This is a genomic window from Proteus mirabilis ATCC 29906 (assembly GCF_000160755.1).
GTDB classification, from domain to species: domain Bacteria; phylum Pseudomonadota; class Gammaproteobacteria; order Enterobacterales; family Enterobacteriaceae; genus Proteus; species Proteus mirabilis.
The window spans coordinates 17,079-36,108 of record NZ_GG668578.1; the positions used below are offsets into that span (position 1 = coordinate 17,079).

Consider the following 19,030-nt stretch of genomic DNA (forward strand, 5'->3'; position numbering starts at 1 on the left):
AGGAACTCAATTTTGGAGCATGTGTCGACAACAACGCTCATTATCATACTTATCGGTATGATCTTTGCCTCAGCCTATTTTTCAGGCACTGAAACTAGCATGATGACTATCAATCGTTATCGGCTACGCCACGCAGCCAAGCAAGGTAATCGCTCTGCCAAAAGAGTAGAAAAACTATTACAGCGTCCCGATAGATTGATTAGCTTAGTATTAATTGGTAATAACCTGATTAATATTGTCGCCTCCGCTCTCGCCACTATTGTAGGAATGCGTTTATATGGTGATGCAGGAGTAGCTATTGCAACAGGTGTATTAACCTTTGTCATTCTTATTTTTGCTGAGGTACTACCAAAATCTATCGCAGCGCTTTATCCAGAACGTTTCGCTTATCCAAGTAGCGTTCTTTTGTCACCTTTACAGAAAATCATGTTGCCCGTTGTGTGGTTTTTTAACCAAATTACCTTAGTGTTTATGCGCATTTTCGGTATTAAATCCCCCGTAATACAGGGTAATGCGGTATCAAAAGAAGAACTACGCACCATTGTGAATGAATCAAAATCGAAACTGTCACAGCGTAACCAAAATATGCTGATTTCTATTTTGGATTTAGAAAAAGTGACTATTGGCGATATTATGGTGCCGAGAAATGAAATTTTTGGTATTGATGTCAATGATGAGTGGAAATCCATTGTCAGACAGTTAACTCACTCCCCTCATGGGCGTATTGTCCTTTATCGTGATACCCTCGATGACGTCATTGGTATGCTACGAGTACGCGAAGCTTACCGTCTTATGACAGAGAAGAAAGAATTTACTAAACAAATTTTGATTAAAGCGGCTGATAAAATCTATTTTATCCCAGAAAGTACACCACTTAGCTTACAACTAGTTAATTTTCAACGTAATAATGAAAAAGCCGGTATTGTCGTCGATGAATATGGTGAAATTCAAGGATTAGTCACTGTTGAAGATATCCTAGAAGAGATTGTCGGTGATTTTACTACCTCAATGTCTCCTTCTTTAGCAGAAGAAGTGATCCCACAAAAGGATGGTTCACTATTAGTGGATGGCACAACCAATATCCGAGATATCAATAAAGCCTTTGCTTGCCATTTACCAGAAAATGAAGCACGAACAATTAATGGGGTTATTATTGAAGAGTTGGGTGATTTACCCGTAGTAGGTGCCAAAATAACGATTGATGGTTATGAATTTGAAGTGTTGGAAGTGCAAGACAATGTGATTAAGAAAGCCTTGATCCGCCATCTTACGCCCTCTCGTCACTAGCGATTATTAATAGCGGTTCAATGCAATTGGCGTTGGCCGTTATGATAAATCACCCATCAAATTAAAAGAGACAACAAATCAAGAGCAAATAGCTTGAGTTATTGTCTCTTTATCTATAAAGCAACTGTAACTAGATTTGTAACTCTTTGAGTTTGTCTTCTGGTAGTGCTAATTCATCATTATGATTAATGCCAATAGTGTGAGATAAAATGTCTCGTGCAATATCTTGAGCTTCAGCTAACGAGTGCATTTCATAAGTTCCGCATTGGTAGACATTAAGCTCAGGAATATGGTTTTGATCTTTAACCTTCAATACATCTTCCATAGCTGCCTTCCATGCATTAGCAACACGTTGCTCATCAGGCTGACCAATTAAGCTCATATAAAAGCCTGTACGACATCCCATTGGCGAAATATCGATGATCTCAACACCTTCACCATTTAAGTGATTACGCATGAAACCTGCAAATAAGTGCTCTAACGTATGAATTCCTTTCTCAGGCATGGCTTTTTTATTTGGGACAGTAAAGCGTAAGTCAAAAACGGTAATAGTATCACCAGAGGGTGTTTTCATCGTTTTAGCAACGCGTACCGCAGGTGCAGACATACGTGTATGGTCAACAGTAAAGCTATCCAATAACGGCATAAAAAACCTCCTAAGAAAATTTTTAAATATTTTTAAGAGAACATGAAACTTTCTGCGAGCGCCTCGGTCTTAGTAATGAATACGCGCAAAATGTTATCATCCCTATTTCTCTATAGAATTTATTCAGCCACACAAATTTTAGTGTGGCTTTTTTCTATCTGAGTTTTAAGAAGCCACACCATCATTATTTGGCCCAGCATGGAGCTTCAAATATTCATCGAAAGAAATGGTATCACTCTTTTCTAAGTCTGCCTGACGTTTAATAGATGAAATTCTCTCATGTTCAAAAGCATCATCTGTTAACACTTCATAAGCGGTATTGACTAATTGTTGATGATATTCTTCAGCTAAAGATAGACCATAACCGCCAATACCCTGTGCTTTAATTTTTTCTAATAATCTGCCAGAGAAGGTTAATTGCGGATTATCAAACATTTCCTCTAACTTAAGGCAAACTTCTAGATATTTAGTTCCAGAACAGCTATCTAATACCTTAGCTACGCGCTGTAAGTCAGCAAAAAGCGCTTTCCCCACTTGTGCTAATGGCTCTTTTCTTTCACCACAACCCATGCCAATAACTTGACCTGGCTTACGCCCTTCTAGAATAACGTTATTCCAATTTGCACGACAGCAGGCCAATTCTTCTGCATTCATTTCTGGTGCATCCGCTAATACACACCAAATCAAGAATAAATCTAAGAAACGGATTTGTGTTTCATCAACGCCGATAGGCGTAAATGGATTGATATCTAATGAGCGAACCTCGATATATTCGATACCACCACGTAATAATGCATCAGAAGGTGATTCATCCCCTTTGACTACGCGTTTAGGACGAATAGGCGCATATAATTCATTTTCAATTTGTAATACGTTAGTATTTAATTGAATATACTTACCGTCTTTCTTTACACCTAATTTAGCAAATTCTTCTGACGGTTTATGAATAGCCTTTTTCAAACCTTTCACATAAGTCTCTAGATGATTAAAAGTAATATCTAAATCACTCTGTGACTTATTGGTATAGCCTAAATCACTTAAGCGCAACGAAGTTGCATAAGGTAAGTATTTGGCGCCTTTAGGGGTATTTTCAAAGGGTAAATTGGTTTTTCGACCTTTTAAGAATGAACCACAAATAGCTGGCGAAGCACCAAAGAAAAAAGGAATTATCCAACCAAAACGGTAGTAATTACGGATCAAACGTAAATAACCGTCTGAAATCGCCTCTTTACCTGTTTCTTCATCGGTGATATTTGCCCACGCTTGCCAAAATTCGATAGGTAACGAAAAATTGTAATGCACACCAGAAATAGTTTGCATTAACGCACCATAACGATTTTTCAGCCCTTCTCGATATAACGTCTTAAAACGCCCAACATTAGAGGTACCAAATTGCGCTAATGTTATTTTATCTTCGGCTTCAATAAAGCAAGGCATACTCATCGGCCACATACGCTCATTGGTTAAATGACGTGCCGTATAGCGATGCAAATCACTTAAAAAATGTAAGGTGTGATCAATATTATCGTCAACAGGAGTAATAAACTCTAACAGAGACTCAGCAAAATCTGTCGTGATCCACTTGTGAGTGAGTGACTTACCTAGCTCGACAGGGTGTCCTGTAGCCGCTAAATGACCATCAGGAGTAACTCTTAAGGTTTCTCGCTCTATACCACGGTGGATACCACATAAAACTTTAGGATGGGCTTCCAACCAAGAAAGCGCTTTAGATACGTCCGGGATCAAAGGTGACCTCCCGCGTTGGTTAATGTTAATAAGTAGATAACAGTTACTTTATCGCAAAGTCACCAAATTGTCGCTGATTAGATGATATCGGCGTTATTAGTTGATGCGAAACAAATCGATAATATATAAACAATGCAGGAAAGAGAAAAAGCAAAAAGCCCCGCGATAAGCGAGGCTTTAAAGATGGTGCATCCTGGAGGATTCGAACCTCCGACCGCTCGGTTCGTAGCCGAGTACTCTATCCAGCTGAGCTAAGGATGCAGTCGTACTAATTTAACTAAGATAAGCTAACTTTATAAAAAGATGGTGCATCCTGGAGGATTCGAACCTCCGACCGCTCGGTTCGTAGCCGAGTACTCTATCCAGCTGAGCTAAGGATGCGTCGTTATCTTTTTGCCTCTCACATTACATTGTGCAATGTCGAGAAATAAGTGGTGCATCCTGGAGGATTCGAACCTCCGACCGCTCGGTTCGTAGCCGAGTACTCTATCCAGCTGAGCTAAGGATGCACGTTGTTTAATTTTACTCTTTTAATGCAAATTATTCACTATTTGCACCAAAATAAAAACCCCATACATTTAATCATGGGGTTGGAATATGGTGCATCCTGGAGGATTCGAACCTCCGACCGCTCGGTTCGTAGCCGAGTACTCTATCCAGCTGAGCTAAGGATGCAAATCTAAATGGCGGTGAGAGAGGGATTCGAACCCTCGATGCAGCTTTTGACCGCATACTCCCTTAGCAGGGGAGCGCCTTCAGCCTCTCGGCCATCTCACCATATTTAGAACCACTCGAAGAAGTTCTTTGTGAACATCTCGTCTCTGTGTGGCGCACATATTACTTTCTCAGCCTGAGAAGTCAAACAATTTTTCTCAACTTTTTACGAATATAGGTTCGTTTGAACACTTCACAAACAAACTGATGCGTTTATCAGCAAGAAAGGCTAAAAAAGAACTGAATACCATGATATCGCTGATGAAAAATCATTCAAGCATTTTATCTCATCGACGAATAATTTTATTCCCCCTACTAATAATTATGAATCGAATGATAAGCAGTAAAAAGACTTTCAATTCTGTCAATCAGAATAAGCGGATAGTGTAATAATAAATACAGTTCAAAAGAGCGAGGTGAAGAACGAGAAAGAAAATGGAAAGTTCTATAGAAAAGAAAAGCGCCCAGACCCGGCAAAAGTGTGGACGCTTACGAAGAAAGGGTAACTAGCTAAAAATAAGAGATTGCTTAGTAGTTATCTGTGGGCTGAGTTTTCTCGGCCTGAATTCGTTGATAGATCTCTTCACGATGGACAGATACTTCTTTGGGGGCATTTACGCCAATACGTACCTGATTACCTTTAACCCCTAAAACGGTTACGGTTACATCATCGCCTATCATAAGCGTTTCACCAACTCGACGAGTTAGAATAAGCATTCTTTGCTCCTTGAAAATTTACAAGAGTCGGGTCTCTAGAATTTCCCGGCCATTATCCATCATACATTGTCAATTCGTATAATCATTATTTATCACATATAGCCCATACTTCATAACAAAATATAAATTTTGTGATTGATTATTTAACGGATTGTCAATATTACATAAAGCGTTACCCCTAAAAACTAGGGATAACGCTTTTTCAGGTAGCTATCGCTTAAAGATGCGATTCTACCCACTCGTCAACACTCGCTAAAGCAGCGGGTAACGCTTCAACATCTGTACCACCAGCTTGTGCCATATCAGGGCGACCACCACCTTTACCACCGATTTGCTGAGCGACAAAACTAATTAGCTCACCTGCTTTTATTTTAGCAGTCAAATCCTTAGTCACACCGACAATTAAGCTCACTTTACCATCAGAAATAGTAGAAAGTACAATTATTGCTGAACCTAATTGATTTTTTAAATCATCAACCATTGTTCTTAACATTTTTGGTTCAACATTATTCAGTTCACGAACTAAAAGTTTGATACCTTTCACATTCTTAGCTTGGCTTCCTAACGAGGAGCTTTCTTGAGCTGCTTGCTGATCTTTCAGTTGTTGAAGTTCTTTTTCTAATGAACGGTATTTTTCTTGAACCGTTTTAATTTTCTCAACTAAATTACTACCATCACTTTTAAGTGCATGTGCCACAAGAGAAATCAGATCCGATTGCTCATGAACACTTTCAATCGCTGTAGCCCCCGTAATCGCTTCAATTCGGCGAATACCGGCCGCAGTCCCTGATTCACTCATAATGCGGAATAGACCAATATCACCCGTTCTGGCTGCGTGAGTACCACCACAAAGTTCAGTTGAGAAATCCCCCATGGTTAAAACACGAACACGTTCTTCATATTTCTCACCAAAGAGTGCCATCGCACCTTTTTGCTTCGCATCTTCAAGATCCATTAACTCGGTGACAACCGGCGAGTTAAGGCGGATTTGCGCGTTAACAATGTCTTCAATTTCACGTAACTGTTCTGGTTTTACTGCTTCAAAGTGAGAGAAGTCAAAACGCAGATATTTATCGTTAACTAAAGAGCCTTTCTGGGTAACATGAGTGCCTAATACTTGGCGTAATGCCGCATGCAATAAATGCGTTGCTGAGTGATTTAAGCGAATAGCATCACGACGAGCCACATCAATGACTGCATTGATCTTATGATTAACAATAAAAGATCCAGAAATGACTTTACCAATATGACCAATAGCCTTGCCATATTTTTGCGTGTCGGTAACTTCAAACTGGCTATCTTTGCCAATCAGAAGACCTTTATCACCTACTTGGCCACCAGACTCAGCATAAAAAGCCGTTTTATCTAAGAAGATAATCCCTTCTTCACCTGCTTTAAGCTCAGTGACTGTTTGACCATTATGGAAAATCGCATTAATAGTACCTTGTTGCTCATTATGGTCATAACCTGAGAAATCACTGCGACTATCGACTTTAATCAGTTCGTTATAGTCAGTACCAAAACCGCTAGATTCACGAGCACGTTTACGTTGCTCTTCCATTGCCAGTTCAAAGCCTTCTTCATCAACTTTGATATTTCTTTCACGGCAAACATCCGCAGTTAAATCTAATGGGAAACCATATGTATCATAAAGACGGAAAGCCGTTTCACCCGCTAAAGTATCACCGGTTAATTTTTCTAGCTCTTCATCTAATAATTGTAAACCGCGCTCTAAAGTACGTGCAAACTGCTCTTCTTCCGTTTTAAGTACTTTTTCAACGATTTCTTGTTGATTCTTAAGTTCTTTACCGGCTTCAGCCATTACATCAATAAGCGGTGCAACGAGTTTATAGAAGAAAGTATCTTTCGCACCTAACATATAACCATGGCGTACAGCACGACGGATAATACGACGTAGCACATAGCCTCGACCTTCATTAGAAGGAATGACACCATCACAAACAAGGAAAGAACAAGAACGGATATGGTCGGCAATCACACGTAATGATTTATTTGCTAAGTCTGTCGCATTAGTCACTTCAGCAACGGATTTAATGAGTGCGCGGAATAAATCAATATCATAGTTAGAGTTAACATGCTGTAGTACAGCAGTAATACGCTCTAATCCCATTCCCGTATCAACAGAAGGCTTCGGCAATGGATCCATTGTACCATCTGATTTACGGTTGAACTGCATAAAGACGATATTCCAGATCTCAATATAGCGATCACCGTCTTCTTCAGGTGTCCCTGGCGGTCCCCCCCAAATATGATCACCATGATCGTAAAATATCTCAGTACATGGACCACAAGGCCCCGTATCTCCCATTTGCCAGAAGTTATCTGAAGCAAATGGTGCGCCTTTATTATCACCAATACGAATAATGCGCTCAGCTGGAACACCAACTTCTTTATTCCAGATATCATAAGCTTCATCATCAGTGGCATAAACGGTTACCCAAAGTCTCTCTTTAGGTAAGTTAAACCACTCTTTGCCAGTTAATAATTCCCAGGCAAAGTTAATTGCATCATGTTTGAAATAGTCACCAAAACTAAAGTTACCTAACATTTCAAAAAATGTATGGTGACGTGCTGTATAACCCACATTTTCTAAATCATTATGTTTACCACCCGCGCGCACACAACGTTGCGCGGTTGTCGCTCGGGAATAAGGTCGGTTGTCCAATCCAAGAAATACATCTTTAAATTGGTTCATCCCTGCGTTTGTAAACAGCAATGTTGGATCATTATTTGGAACCAAAGAACTGCTTGGTACTATTTGATGTCCTTTAGTATGAAAAAAGTCGAGAAACGCCTGACGGATCTCAGCGGTGCTTTTGCTCATAATTATCCCGAAATCAAGCTGGAAAAACAGAAATTAGAAATCTAGTTAGAGGAGGTTTAGTTTTACCTCTACTTAGCCAACGAATACATAAGTAGGGATAAGATAGAATTTCTTCGCTCAGAAGTAAAACCCCCGATAAACTTATTCGAGTTGACATTGTAAATCGTCTAGTAGTTTTCTGAAAGTAGCAACATACTTCAAGATAGGTCGTTTTAACCAAATCGAGGCGAATTTTGTAAGATATGAGAAGGTAATGACGATAATTTCATAATAAAACTATTAAATAATTTTTTCGTCATTTTTAGTTTATTATCAATAGCATTTTGCTCATTTGCTCGCAACAGCTATCCTAAATCTGTATTATCAAAAAAAGCCAATATTCCCATTACACATTTAATTTTTCTGAATAAAAATCCCGCCAGAATCATTTAACTAAATATATTTACTGATAAATTTAAAATAATAAAGTAGCAAAAATCCATTTCTCTCGTAGTCAAAGAGATTGATTATCTATATAGATAGATGCTAACAAGTTATTTTAATGCTGTTTTTTCAAACATGTAAAAGAAATATGATGTTATAAATAACCAATAGAATACATCACCAAATCTTCACTATATAAACACTTACATAGTGTAAAACCACCCAAAGATAAAAATATTGTTATTGCTGATAAAATAGTAATAAATTGCAAAAAAAAAGAAAAACAGTGAAAAATAAACTAATTTTTCACTACCACTGAGTGGTTAATTTTTACATAAAACAAAAAGGAAGCTTTTTTAAGGCTTCCTTTGATATCTGAATAAAATTTATACAAACAAGTTATTCTATGGGATGCTGTCGTGATAATAGCCAATGATTTAAGGTCTATTTTCACACAAACAGCATGACAACCAGCTAATTACTCTTTTGTGTCGTCAGCATCACTGTCTGACTCTTCACCTGCAAAATCCGCAGCACTTGTGAATTCACCAGCATGATTTAACAACATTTCACGCAATTTAGTGTTTAACTCATTGTACATTTCAGGATGTTCTTTTAAGTAATTGGTTGCGTTAGCTTTACCTTGACCAATTTTTTCGCCATTGTAGCTATACCAAGCACCTGCTTTCTCTACTAACTTATGTTTAACACCTAAATCAATCAGTTCGCCATAGGTATTAATACCTTCACCGTACATAATTTGGAATTCAGCTTGTTTAAACGGTGCAGCCACTTTATTTTTAACAACTTTAACGCGAGTCTCACTACCAATGACTTCATCACCATTTTTGACAGAGCCAATGCGACGAATGTCTAAACGAACAGAAGCATAGAATTTAAGCGCATTACCACCGGTCGTGGTTTCTGGGTTACCAAACATAACACCGATTTTCATACGAATTTGGTTAATGAAAATCAGCAGTGTATTAGAGTTTTTAAGGTTACCCGCTAGTTTACGCATAGCTTGGCTCATCATACGTGCGGCTAAACCAACGTGTGAATCACCAATTTCACCTTCAATTTCAGCTTTTGGTGTTAATGCTGCCACGGAGTCCACGACAATAACATCGACCGCACCAGAGCGAGATAATGCATCACAAATTTCCAGAGCTTGTTCACCTGTGTCAGGTTGAGAGCAGAGTAGATTATCGATATCGACACCTAGCTTTTGAGCATAAATTGGGTCTAATGCATGTTCAGCATCAATAAATGCACAAATTTTTCCTTCACGCTGAGCAGAGGCAATAACTTGTAGAGTCAAGGTTGTTTTACCAGAAGATTCAGGGCCATAGATTTCAACAATACGGCCACGTGGCAATCCACCTGCACCTAAAGCAACGTCTAATGATAAAGATCCTGTAGAGATAGTTTCTACGTTCATGGAACGGTCTTCGCCCAGACGCATGATAGAACCTTTACCAAATTGCTTTTCAATTTGACCAAGTGCTGCGGCCAATGCTTTTTGTTTGTTTTCATCAATAGCCATGTTATCTCCCTCTGGGCAGTGAAGCATAAAGATGGGTCACTACCATTAAAACGTATATGATTTTGCTTGTTGAAACTCATTATACTGTATAATCATACAGTATCAAGTTAATTATTAATAATTTCTTTAAGAATTGATTTTAAAGAGAAAATCACAGATTTGGCTCTCACCTCCTCTCGTGATCCACTAAAAATACAGTGTTTAGCAACCACTCGAAGCCCCTCTGGGGTTTTTATTGCAAAGCCAAACCAAACTAAACCAACGGGCTTCTCTTCACTACCGCCGCCGGGACCTGCAATACCACTAACCGATACAGCATAGTCTGCATTTGCTGTTAGCAGTGCCCCTTTTGCCATCTCACAGACAACTTGTTCACTCACGGCACCAAAATCAGACAATGTTTGCTCATCTACACCAATCATGTCATGTTTAGCTTGATTACTGTAAGTCACAAAACCTCGATGATAATAATCCGAGCTACCTGCTATATCAGTAATGACTTTTGCAATCCATCCTCCAGTACATGATTCTGCAGTAGTTAACGTTTTTTTTCGCTCTAGCAGTGCCTGACCGACTTCAATGCTCAGATGGGTCATTTCATCATTATTTATCATGAAGGTTGTTTCACCTCGACTCTCAATTAACGTTATTCAGCTCTCTTTCTGGTGCAATCCCATAACCATAATCCACCAATTGCTAGCGCAAAGATAGCACCAAAGCCAATACCAATTGTAATAACGGAAACACCCATACTGGTGACTAGTGAGAACAAACCTAGCATCAGTAACATTGCGGTATTCTCACCTAAATTTTGTACAGCAATGGCATTACCCGCTCCCACACTATGCTTTCCTTTATCTTGTAGCAAAGCATTTAATGGTACAACAAAGAAGCCACCAAAAATGCCAATAACAACTAAGATAAAATAGGCTGGAATAATGGTGGTTTGTAATGAGAAGTAAACAACACCTAAGCCAATTAAAACCCCGGCAGGCATACAACGACGGACCGTTTTTAATGTGACAAACTTAGCGGCTAAACCAGCGCCAATCACGATACCAATCGCCACCATCGCATTTAATATTGTTGGTGTTGTATTATCAGTCATTCCCAAAGCAATAGGCACCCATTGCACTAATAGAAAACGCAATGTTACGCCGGCCCCCCAAAACATACTTGTTCCTACCAGAGAAAAACGGCTCTCTTTATCTCGCCATAAAGAGCCACAAGCAGCTAAGAATTGATTGAATATTTTTTTAATATTCCAGCCTCGACCTATTTGAGCAGGTGATAACTTGGGAATGCTAAAGTTAACCAATACAGCCAAAGCATACATTGTCGCACAGACAGCTAATGCTAAGATAATGCTCCAATCGGAAAGAAGCCCACCAATCACAGAGCCTAATAAAATTGCCGCAATAGTTGATGCTTCCATTAAGCCATTTGCTTTGACTAAACGCTCGCCATCGGTTAACTCACCTAAAATACCATATTTAGCAGGCGAATAAATGGCGGCGCCGATCCCCACTAAGGCGTAACCTAAGAATGGATCGGTTCCAATACAAATAAGAAAAGCACCGGCAAATTTTAACGCATTACCAGTAAGCATCACCCTACCTTTAGGCTGGCGATCGGCAACTTGTCCAACAAAAGGAGCTAAGAGAATATAAGCCAGCACAAACACCATTTGTAAAATAGGCTGGCTCCATTCTGGATAAAGTGCTGATTTAAATTGAGCGAGTATGGCAAATAACAAAGCATTATCCGCAAATGCAGAAAGAAACTGTGATAATAATACTGCTTTCATGCCCTTACTCAGTAATGGGGGCTGACTTATATTCTCTGACATTAATTATTTTCCTGTTCAGCGAGTTGCTTTAACGAGACAAAATCCGTTTTGCCACTTCCTAAAACAGGAATTTCTTTGAGAAAACGAATATCTTTTGGTACCGCAATTTCTGCCACACCAGTGGATTTAGCTAATGCCGATAACATACTGCGATCAAGTTGCTTATCGGTGGTAAAAAGCACTAATGACTCACCTCGACGTGGATCATTTACCGCCACCACAGCATGGTTGCCTTCCGAGGCTTTAGCCGCTAATTGCTCTACACTTTCAAGAGAAACCATTTCTCCTGCTATTTTTGCAAAACGTTTTACACGCCCTTTAATAGTGCAAAAACCTTCGCTATCAATAGCAACGATATCTCCCGTATCATACCAACCCGCTTCTTCGATGCCTTCGGCATTTATTGCTGTAGGCTGTTCTAATTTATAAGGGGACTCAACGCGCAAATAGCCAAGCATGATATTAGGGCCACGCAGTTGTAATCTTCCACCATCCGTAATGCCGCTTATGGGAATTAAACGCCCTTCCATGCCTGGTAATAAACGCCCCACGGTATATGGCTTAGCACTCATTGGTACATTAATGGAGACAACAGGAGCGCATTCAGTGACCCCATAACCTTCTAAAATACGAATACCAAATTTATCCTGCCATAATACTCGTGTCGATTCGGACAGTTTTTCCGCCCCTGCAACCACATATCTTAGTCGAGCAAAATCATAAGGATGAGCAAATTTGCCATAATTGCCTAAGAAAGTTGAAGTACCAAACAATACTGTACAATTTTGGTCATACACTAATTCAGGTACTACACGATAATGTAGTGGGCTTGGGTAGAGGAATACTCGTGCCCCTAAGCAGATAGGTGCTAATACACTTACCGTTAAACCGAAAGCATGGAATAACGGTAATGCAGCCATAAATTTATCTCTGGGTGAAAAGTCAGCAATAGCGCGAATTTGCTCTACATTCGCCAATAAACTGGAGTGGCTATGAACAACACCTTTCGGTGTGCCTTCAGATCCAGAAGTAAATAAGATAACTGCTGCATCCGTCGATTTTTGCGCTAACATCGCTTTATGAGGAGTGAGTAAGTGCTGTGCAATCCAGCGTTTATCTTCTCTAGTAATGCTATCTTTGAGATCTTCAAGATAAACCCAGTTTGCATCCGGAGTCTGTTCTGGAATATGTAATAAATTTCCTTTCTCTAAAAATTGGCGTGAGGTAAAAATCGTTTTAATGGAGGCCGCTTTCATGGCATTTTGTACACCTAAGCTACCCGCAGTATAGTTAAGCATCGCCACAACCCGTTGGCGCATCGTTGCCCCAAATAAAGCCGCAACCGTAACGGTAGTATTAGGAAGTAAAAGGCCAATTCGTTCATTAGGTTCGGTATAGCGTTCAATAATACGACTAACACCTAATATTTTTTTCAATAGGCCCTGATAACTATCCTCTTTCATATTAATATCTGAAATAAGAGGACTGAAACGACCAAACTGAGACATTCCTTGTAAAAATGCCTCATAGAGCGTGATATTAGGACGTGCTTGCATAATAGCATCCATCATAATATCACGGAGCTTTTCTCCCGATAAGCGACGGCGCTCTGCTGATTTTTCCGCTGTAGGCATAGGTAAATCAACCGCAGGTAGCACTTTTATTGTGATTTTAGGAAAGAGCTTTGCTTTTATATTTAACGTTTTATGCACTCGAGAAAAGTAGCTAAATTCAGCACCTTCTATTCTAACAGGGATAACTTTTGCCCCTGATTTAGCAGCAATAAACGCAGCACCTTCATAAATCTTCATCAAACCAATAGTTACCGTAATTCTCCCTTCAGGGAAAATAACAACAGGACGGCCTTTATCGACTTCTTTAACTAATTGGCGAACCGCCATTGGATTAGCGGGATCTAAAGGAACAATATCCGCATAACGACTGAGCCATTTGGTATGTTTGGCATTAGCCACTGAGGTGTAAACAGCAAAGACAGGGTTAATCGGTAAAAATAAACGCAATAATATACCATCAATAAACGATGTATGATTTGGCGTAATAATGCATTTTTCATATTGTGAAAACTGATTAATTAGTCCTTCAATTCTTACTCGAAATAAGAATTTAAATAGTGTTTTAAAAAACGCTATCAACATCATATCCATATCTCATTTTGCTATAATTAGCCTTACTATAAATAGGATATGATGAAAATAAAATAGTTGTCTTTTGTTTTCGTCTTTATATAGGACAACTTCCTAATTATTTAGCGAGTTTTGCGAGAATGACCTCAATAATATCATTAATAGATAATCCAGCATCAACAATAATATCTGCGCATTGCATATATAAAGGCTCACGCTTAATTAAAACATCATGTATTTCTGAAACTAATGTTTTTCCCGTCAAGCTAGGTCTTTGTGCCTCATTAGGATCTTGAGATAAACGCTCAACTAAAGTTTCAAGTGAAGCTTGTAAATAAACAATTACACCTGAATTTTTCATATAAACACGATTTTTTTCTGCCAACACTATCCCTCCCCCCGTTGAAATAACTTGGTTAGGTTGGCTAACTTGAATAAGCGCATCTGATTCAAGTTGGCGAAAGACATCCCAACCTTCCGCTTCAACCATAGAAGAAATAGTTTGTTGATATTTATCTGTTATCCAATTATCTGTATCAATAAATTGATAATCTAAAGATAGAGAAAGCGCTTTACCTACTGTTGTTTTTCCTGCACCTCTAGGTCCTATAAGGTAAATTGTACTTTCCATAAATGCACTCTCTCCGCTGTGTTAACCTGCTAAATGGGTGTAATCTAAAATTTACAATGTGTAAAGTATTAAGTATCATACCTCACAATACAAAAAAATAAAGCCACACTTTATGAAAGTATGGCTTAGCTATTTAAGGGATTATTAGCGACGTAATGTATTGTCGCCGTAACCAATCCATTTATAGGTGGTTAGAGCATCTAATCCCATAGGGCCTCGTGCATGTAGCTTTTGTGTACTCACCGCTACTTCAGCACCTAAGCCAAACTGTCCACCATCTGTAAAACGTGTGCTAGCATTCACATATACCGCAGCAGAATCAACTTGGCGTACAAAGCGATCAGCATGACTGATAGATTGCGTTAAAATAGCATCTGAGTGCGCGGTACCATATTGGCGAATATGAGCAATTGCCGCCGTTAAATCATTAACGACTTCAACATTCAGATCCAGTGATAGCCATTCATCACAATAATCTGCTTCAGTCACATCGACGACCGTCGCACGTCCCTTTTTCAATGCAGTTATAGCGCGTTGACTGGCATGCAAAGTAACCTTTTGTGCTGCCATCGCATCACTTAATTGAGGCAAGAAACTCTCCGCAATAGCTTCATGTACCAATAGCGTTTCTAACGAATTACATGCGCTTGGACGCTGAACTTTAGCATTAATAATAACATTTAATGCTTGGTCTAAATCAGCACTTTCGTCAACAAAGGTGTGACAAACACCAATCCCCCCCGTGATCACAGGAATAGTGGATTGTTCACGACATAACTTATGTAATCCTGCACCACCTCGAGGAATAAGCATATCAATATACTCATCCATTTTTAGCATTTTTGCGACTAATTCACGATCTGGCTTATCGATAGCTTGAATAGCAGCCGCAGGAATAGCGCATGTTTCTAGTGCTTGCTGGATCACCGCGACAACGGCTTGGTTAGTATGGTGAGTCTCTTTTCCGCCACGGAGAATAGCCGCATTCCCTGTTTTTAGGCATAAAGATGCTACATCTATAGTCACATTTGGACGAGCTTCGTAAATAACGCCAACAACCCCTAAAGGGACTCGGCGGCGTTCTAAACGTAAGCCACTGTCTAACAAACGACCATCTATCACTTGACCTACAGGATCTTCTAGATGACAAACTTGGCGAACATCATCAGCGATCGCTTTTAAACGTTCTGATGTGAGTAATAAACGATCAAGCATTGCAGCATTAATATTAGACTCTCGTGCCGCCACCATATCTTTTTCATTAGCAGCAAGAATAATGGCTTCTTGCTGTTCTAATAAATCAGCGATGACTAACAGTGCCTGATTTTTTTGTTCGGTTGATAGCTGAGCTAAGTGCCAAGAAGCTTCTCGCGCCGCTTTTCCCATTTGTTCTAACATATTTATACTCCCTAGCTCACAATCATATCATCACGGTGAACCGCAACACTGCCATACTCATAACCTAAAATTTGACTAATCTCTTGCGAATGGTGCCCCGCAATTAAGCGTAGCGCATCACTATTATAATGCGCGACACCATGAGCAAGATCTTTTCCTTGCAAACTTTGAATGCGGATAACACACCCTCGAGAAAAGTCACCTTTAATTTCTTTAATACCTTTAGGTAAAAGAGAACTCCCCTGCTCTTTAATCGCCTTTTCAGCCCCATTATCAACAATGATAACCCCTGCGACTGGAGCACCAAAAATCCATCGTTTACGCGTTTCAAGGGGGCTTTTTAAACCATGAAAGAGTGTTCCGACAGGTTCATTATCAATAACTTTACTGATAACATCAGGCTTAACACCGGCGGCAATAACAACGTCAATACCAGCACGCCCTGCAACAGTGGCCGCTTGTAACTTAGTTGCCATACCTCCAGTACCTAAACCAGAGACACTATCACCGGCCATTTGACGTAATTCATCGTTGATATCAAAAACTTCTGGAATAAGCTTCGCATCCGGATTGCTACGAGGATCGGCCGTATATAGACCTTCGATATCAGTAAGTAATAGGAGTTTATCAGCGCCACCTAAAATGGCAGCTAATGCCGAAAGATTGTCGTTATCCCCTACTTTTATTTCTGCAGTAGCAACGGCATCGTTTTCATTGATAACAGGAATAATCTTGTTATCTAATAATGCATGCAGTGTATCACGCGCATTCAAAAAACGTTCTCTATCTTCTATATCCGCGCGAGTTAATAACATTTGCCCAATATGAATACCATAAATAGCAAATAGCTGTTTCCATACCTGAATTAAAGCACTTTGCCCCACAGCGGCTAATAGTTGTTTAGATGCTATTGTTGCGGGCAAATCGGGGTAGTTTAAATATTCACGCCCTGCCGCTATTGCTCCCGACGTGACAATAATTATCCGGTGCCCTTTTTCGTGTTGTTTTGCACATTGGCGAACCAGCTCTACAATATGAGACTGATCCAGACGTCGTGAACCACCAGTCAGTACACTTGTCCCTAATTTAACAACCAGCGTTTGGCTGCTACTCATAACATTTACCATTTTTTGTTGATTTAAAAGATCATACACTGTTTTATCAGGAGAGAAGCGTTATGCCAACTGACATAACGCAAAATCTATGAAAAGTTGCCCTAACACAAAATTAGGGCTTAAGGGGAAGAGGAAAATTGCTCATTTTTTCATCTGGAACTAGCGTCATCTCTAATTCACTTACCGCCACTTGTAGAAAATCATGAAAACGAATAAGTGTTTCATGTATTGATTCAATCACATCTTTTTTACTTATTACTTGATTAACCCAATCGCCATTTTTATCGAATAGGCCAACTTGGTAATAATAAATTAACTGTTCACCATTACGTTCAAGTTCCATCCACCAGCCCCAAAACTCTCGTTTTTCTGGTGTGACTTTCTTATTTACACAAACAGCTAAACAATCAAAAAAAAACTGGCTTTCTTGGCATTGTTGCTCACGGATATAAGGTCCTATTTGAGCAAAACGTTTTAATAACTTACCTCGGGTAGGGTGCAAAGATGAAGTCATAAATTCAGTCTCCTTATCACCTCTACTGTTATATAATCTATTATAATTAGCAAGTTATTGTTTGAAATTATTTATATTAATTTAGCATAGATCCAATCTGCACTTTTAGTTAATGCCTGTTCAAGCCCTTTATAAAGTGGTTTTTCTTTTATTTCTACTATATCGCCATCCATAGAAGAGCGAGCAATGAGCTGCGAATCCTCTTTAGGACTAATTTCATCCCCTTTCCAATAAACACTCATCATCGGCACTGGCATACGACGACCAATCAACCCTTGGTTTTTCAGTGAATAACTACTTAACGATAGTCTGAGATTGTTTTCATCTATATTTAATAATCCTAAGCGGCTCGCCAGTACATCAAGATACATAATGGGGATTTTCTTCTGTAATTCCGCTTGAGTAAAAAAGGCATGAATTAATGGCCCTAATGCCACAACACCTTTAATCAATTTTGGATAAAGATAGGCTAAACGCACCGCAATATTGGCACCAAACCGAAATCCCATTACGCCCACTCGAGTGTGATCAATCCATGGAATATCTCCCAACTGCTGTAAAATATCGCCATGCAATTGACAGGTATTTTCGCTGAGTTTCTGCTTAACAGAATAACCGATAGATGGCATATCTACGGTTAACATCGCGATACCTTTTGGTGATAAGTAGCGCCTAAAAAAGTTAACATAATCACTTTGTAAACTATCTAACCCACCACAAAAAATGACTGTTGGATAAGGTCCTTTACACCCTTTAGGTAGATGTAAAAATCCACTGGTAGTTCCTTTACCTGTTAATTTAAATGTCAGTTTTTTTACTTCAAATGAAGAGAATTTCATGGCATTTTCAAAAGCTTTCATCGCCAATACTACCGCTTGATCAGCAAGAAAATCGCCATTAATAAATGGATAAGCAGCAATACTATAAAGGTTTGCCGCCCGTAACCAACAATTAGCGGCTGCTTCCTCTGAGGTCTCTCGTAACGCTTTTTGTTGCCAAATCATTGCTTGATGAGACCATTCAAATGACCAGTTGCCACGTCGATAGCCAACGACTGTATCAATAAATTTATCATCACTGCGTGGCGCATCAAAAATAGCAATGCGACTTAATACTTCTTCGATCTCTATGGGGGAAATACCTCGCCAGATCCACTGTAGACGTTGAATTGTGCGATACCAATTTTGCTGGCTCATCCCATTAAGTACAGAGTACGAATCAATATTAGATTTAGGGTGTGTGTACTGTATTAACGTTGAGGTTTCCGCATGTTTAGCACGAGGTTTAAATAACGTTTCAGAAAGATTTGTATTATTTGCCATATCACTCTTCAAATCAGTGTGTATCGTATAATGAGGCTCAAAATTCTGCTCATATCATAACATGGATTTCACTTCTACAGTGGAATAGCAGATCAACATCAGCACGAAGAGATAGGAAAAGCGTAAGGTCATC

General features: G+C 39.3%; 14 protein-coding genes and 5 tRNA genes. 1 reads left to right on the forward strand and 18 read right to left on the reverse strand.

Translation table 11 applies throughout. The features are described from left to right. Positions 1 to 12 precede the first annotated feature (12 nt). On the forward strand, positions 13 to 1,287 hold the full coding sequence (locus HMPREF0693_RS08215) for an HlyC/CorC family transporter (RefSeq protein WP_004247404.1): 1,275 nt from the start codon (positions 13 to 15) through the stop codon (positions 1,285 to 1,287). A gap of 130 nt (positions 1,288 to 1,417) precedes the next feature. On the opposite strand, the gene luxS is transcribed toward HMPREF0693_RS08215, so the two are convergent. From luxS to frsA, 18 genes are all read right to left on the reverse strand, one after another. Further along, a complete protein-coding gene (gene luxS / locus HMPREF0693_RS08220; protein ID WP_004244776.1) occupies positions 1,418 to 1,933 on the reverse strand; it encodes an S-ribosylhomocysteine lyase in 516 nt (171 codons plus the stop codon). Positions 1,934 to 2,098: 165 nt separating this feature from the next. Further along, positions 2,099 to 3,679, reverse strand: a complete 1,581-nt coding sequence (gshA, locus tag HMPREF0693_RS08225; protein WP_004244777.1) for a glutamate--cysteine ligase — start codon at positions 3,677 to 3,679, stop codon at positions 2,099 to 2,101. A gap of 184 nt (positions 3,680 to 3,863) precedes the next feature. Next, positions 3,864 to 3,940, reverse strand: a tRNA-Arg gene (locus HMPREF0693_RS08230). Between the two features lie 43 nt (positions 3,941 to 3,983). Next, positions 3,984 to 4,060: transfer RNA gene (locus HMPREF0693_RS08235), tRNA-Arg, on the reverse strand. A 51-nt stretch (positions 4,061 to 4,111) separates the two neighbouring features. Continuing rightward, a tRNA-Arg gene (locus HMPREF0693_RS08240) sits at positions 4,112 to 4,188 on the reverse strand. A gap of 89 nt (positions 4,189 to 4,277) precedes the next feature. After that, positions 4,278 to 4,354 (reverse strand) — tRNA-Arg (locus HMPREF0693_RS08245). Between the two features lie 9 nt (positions 4,355 to 4,363). Then, positions 4,364 to 4,456, reverse strand: a tRNA-Ser gene (locus tag HMPREF0693_RS08250). 465 nt (positions 4,457 to 4,921) lie between these two features. Continuing rightward, on the reverse strand, positions 4,922 to 5,110 hold the full coding sequence (gene csrA / locus HMPREF0693_RS08255) for a carbon storage regulator CsrA (RefSeq protein WP_004244778.1): 189 nt from the start codon (positions 5,108 to 5,110) through the stop codon (positions 4,922 to 4,924). A 217-nt stretch (positions 5,111 to 5,327) separates the two neighbouring features. Next, positions 5,328 to 7,955, reverse strand: coding sequence for an alanine--tRNA ligase (gene alaS / locus HMPREF0693_RS08260; RefSeq protein WP_004244779.1), 2,628 nt, complete (start codon positions 7,953 to 7,955; stop codon positions 5,328 to 5,330). 901 nt (positions 7,956 to 8,856) lie between these two features. Continuing rightward, a complete protein-coding gene (gene recA / locus HMPREF0693_RS08265) occupies positions 8,857 to 9,924 on the reverse strand; it encodes a recombinase RecA (protein WP_004247401.1) in 1,068 nt (355 codons plus the stop codon). A gap of 107 nt (positions 9,925 to 10,031) precedes the next feature. Continuing rightward, positions 10,032 to 10,538, reverse strand: coding sequence for a nicotinamide-nucleotide amidase (pncC, locus tag HMPREF0693_RS08270; RefSeq protein ID WP_004244782.1), 507 nt, complete (start codon positions 10,536 to 10,538; stop codon positions 10,032 to 10,034). A gap of 32 nt (positions 10,539 to 10,570) precedes the next feature. Continuing rightward, positions 10,571 to 11,773, reverse strand: coding sequence for a lysophospholipid transporter LplT (lplT, locus tag HMPREF0693_RS08275; RefSeq protein ID WP_004244783.1), 1,203 nt, complete (start codon positions 11,771 to 11,773; stop codon positions 10,571 to 10,573). After that, complete coding sequence (gene aas, locus HMPREF0693_RS08280) at positions 11,773 to 13,932, reverse strand: bifunctional acyl-ACP--phospholipid O-acyltransferase/long-chain-fatty-acid--ACP ligase (protein WP_080544257.1); 2,160 nt, start codon at positions 13,930 to 13,932, stop codon at positions 11,773 to 11,775. Before aas ends, lplT begins: the two co-directional genes overlap by 1 nt. A gap of 103 nt (positions 13,933 to 14,035) precedes the next feature. Then, positions 14,036 to 14,548, reverse strand: a complete 513-nt coding sequence (gene aroL / locus HMPREF0693_RS08285) for a shikimate kinase AroL (protein WP_004244785.1) — start codon at positions 14,546 to 14,548, stop codon at positions 14,036 to 14,038. Between the two features lie 144 nt (positions 14,549 to 14,692). Further along, positions 14,693 to 15,946 (reverse strand): glutamate-5-semialdehyde dehydrogenase, encoded by a 1,254-nt coding sequence (proA, locus tag HMPREF0693_RS08290; protein ID WP_004244786.1) that lies wholly within the window; start codon positions 15,944 to 15,946, stop codon positions 14,693 to 14,695. Between the two features lie 11 nt (positions 15,947 to 15,957). Next, complete coding sequence (proB, locus tag HMPREF0693_RS08295) at positions 15,958 to 17,061, reverse strand: glutamate 5-kinase (protein ID WP_004247396.1); 1,104 nt, start codon at positions 17,059 to 17,061, stop codon at positions 15,958 to 15,960. A gap of 112 nt (positions 17,062 to 17,173) precedes the next feature. Further along, positions 17,174 to 17,575 (reverse strand): sigma factor-binding protein Crl, encoded by a 402-nt coding sequence (crl, locus tag HMPREF0693_RS08300; protein WP_004244788.1) that lies wholly within the window; start codon positions 17,573 to 17,575, stop codon positions 17,174 to 17,176. A 71-nt stretch (positions 17,576 to 17,646) separates the two neighbouring features. Then, entirely contained in the window at positions 17,647 to 18,897 is a 1,251-nt protein-coding gene (gene frsA, locus HMPREF0693_RS08305) for an esterase FrsA (protein ID WP_004244789.1), read from the reverse strand. Between the last annotated feature and the right edge of the window lie 133 nt (positions 18,898 to 19,030).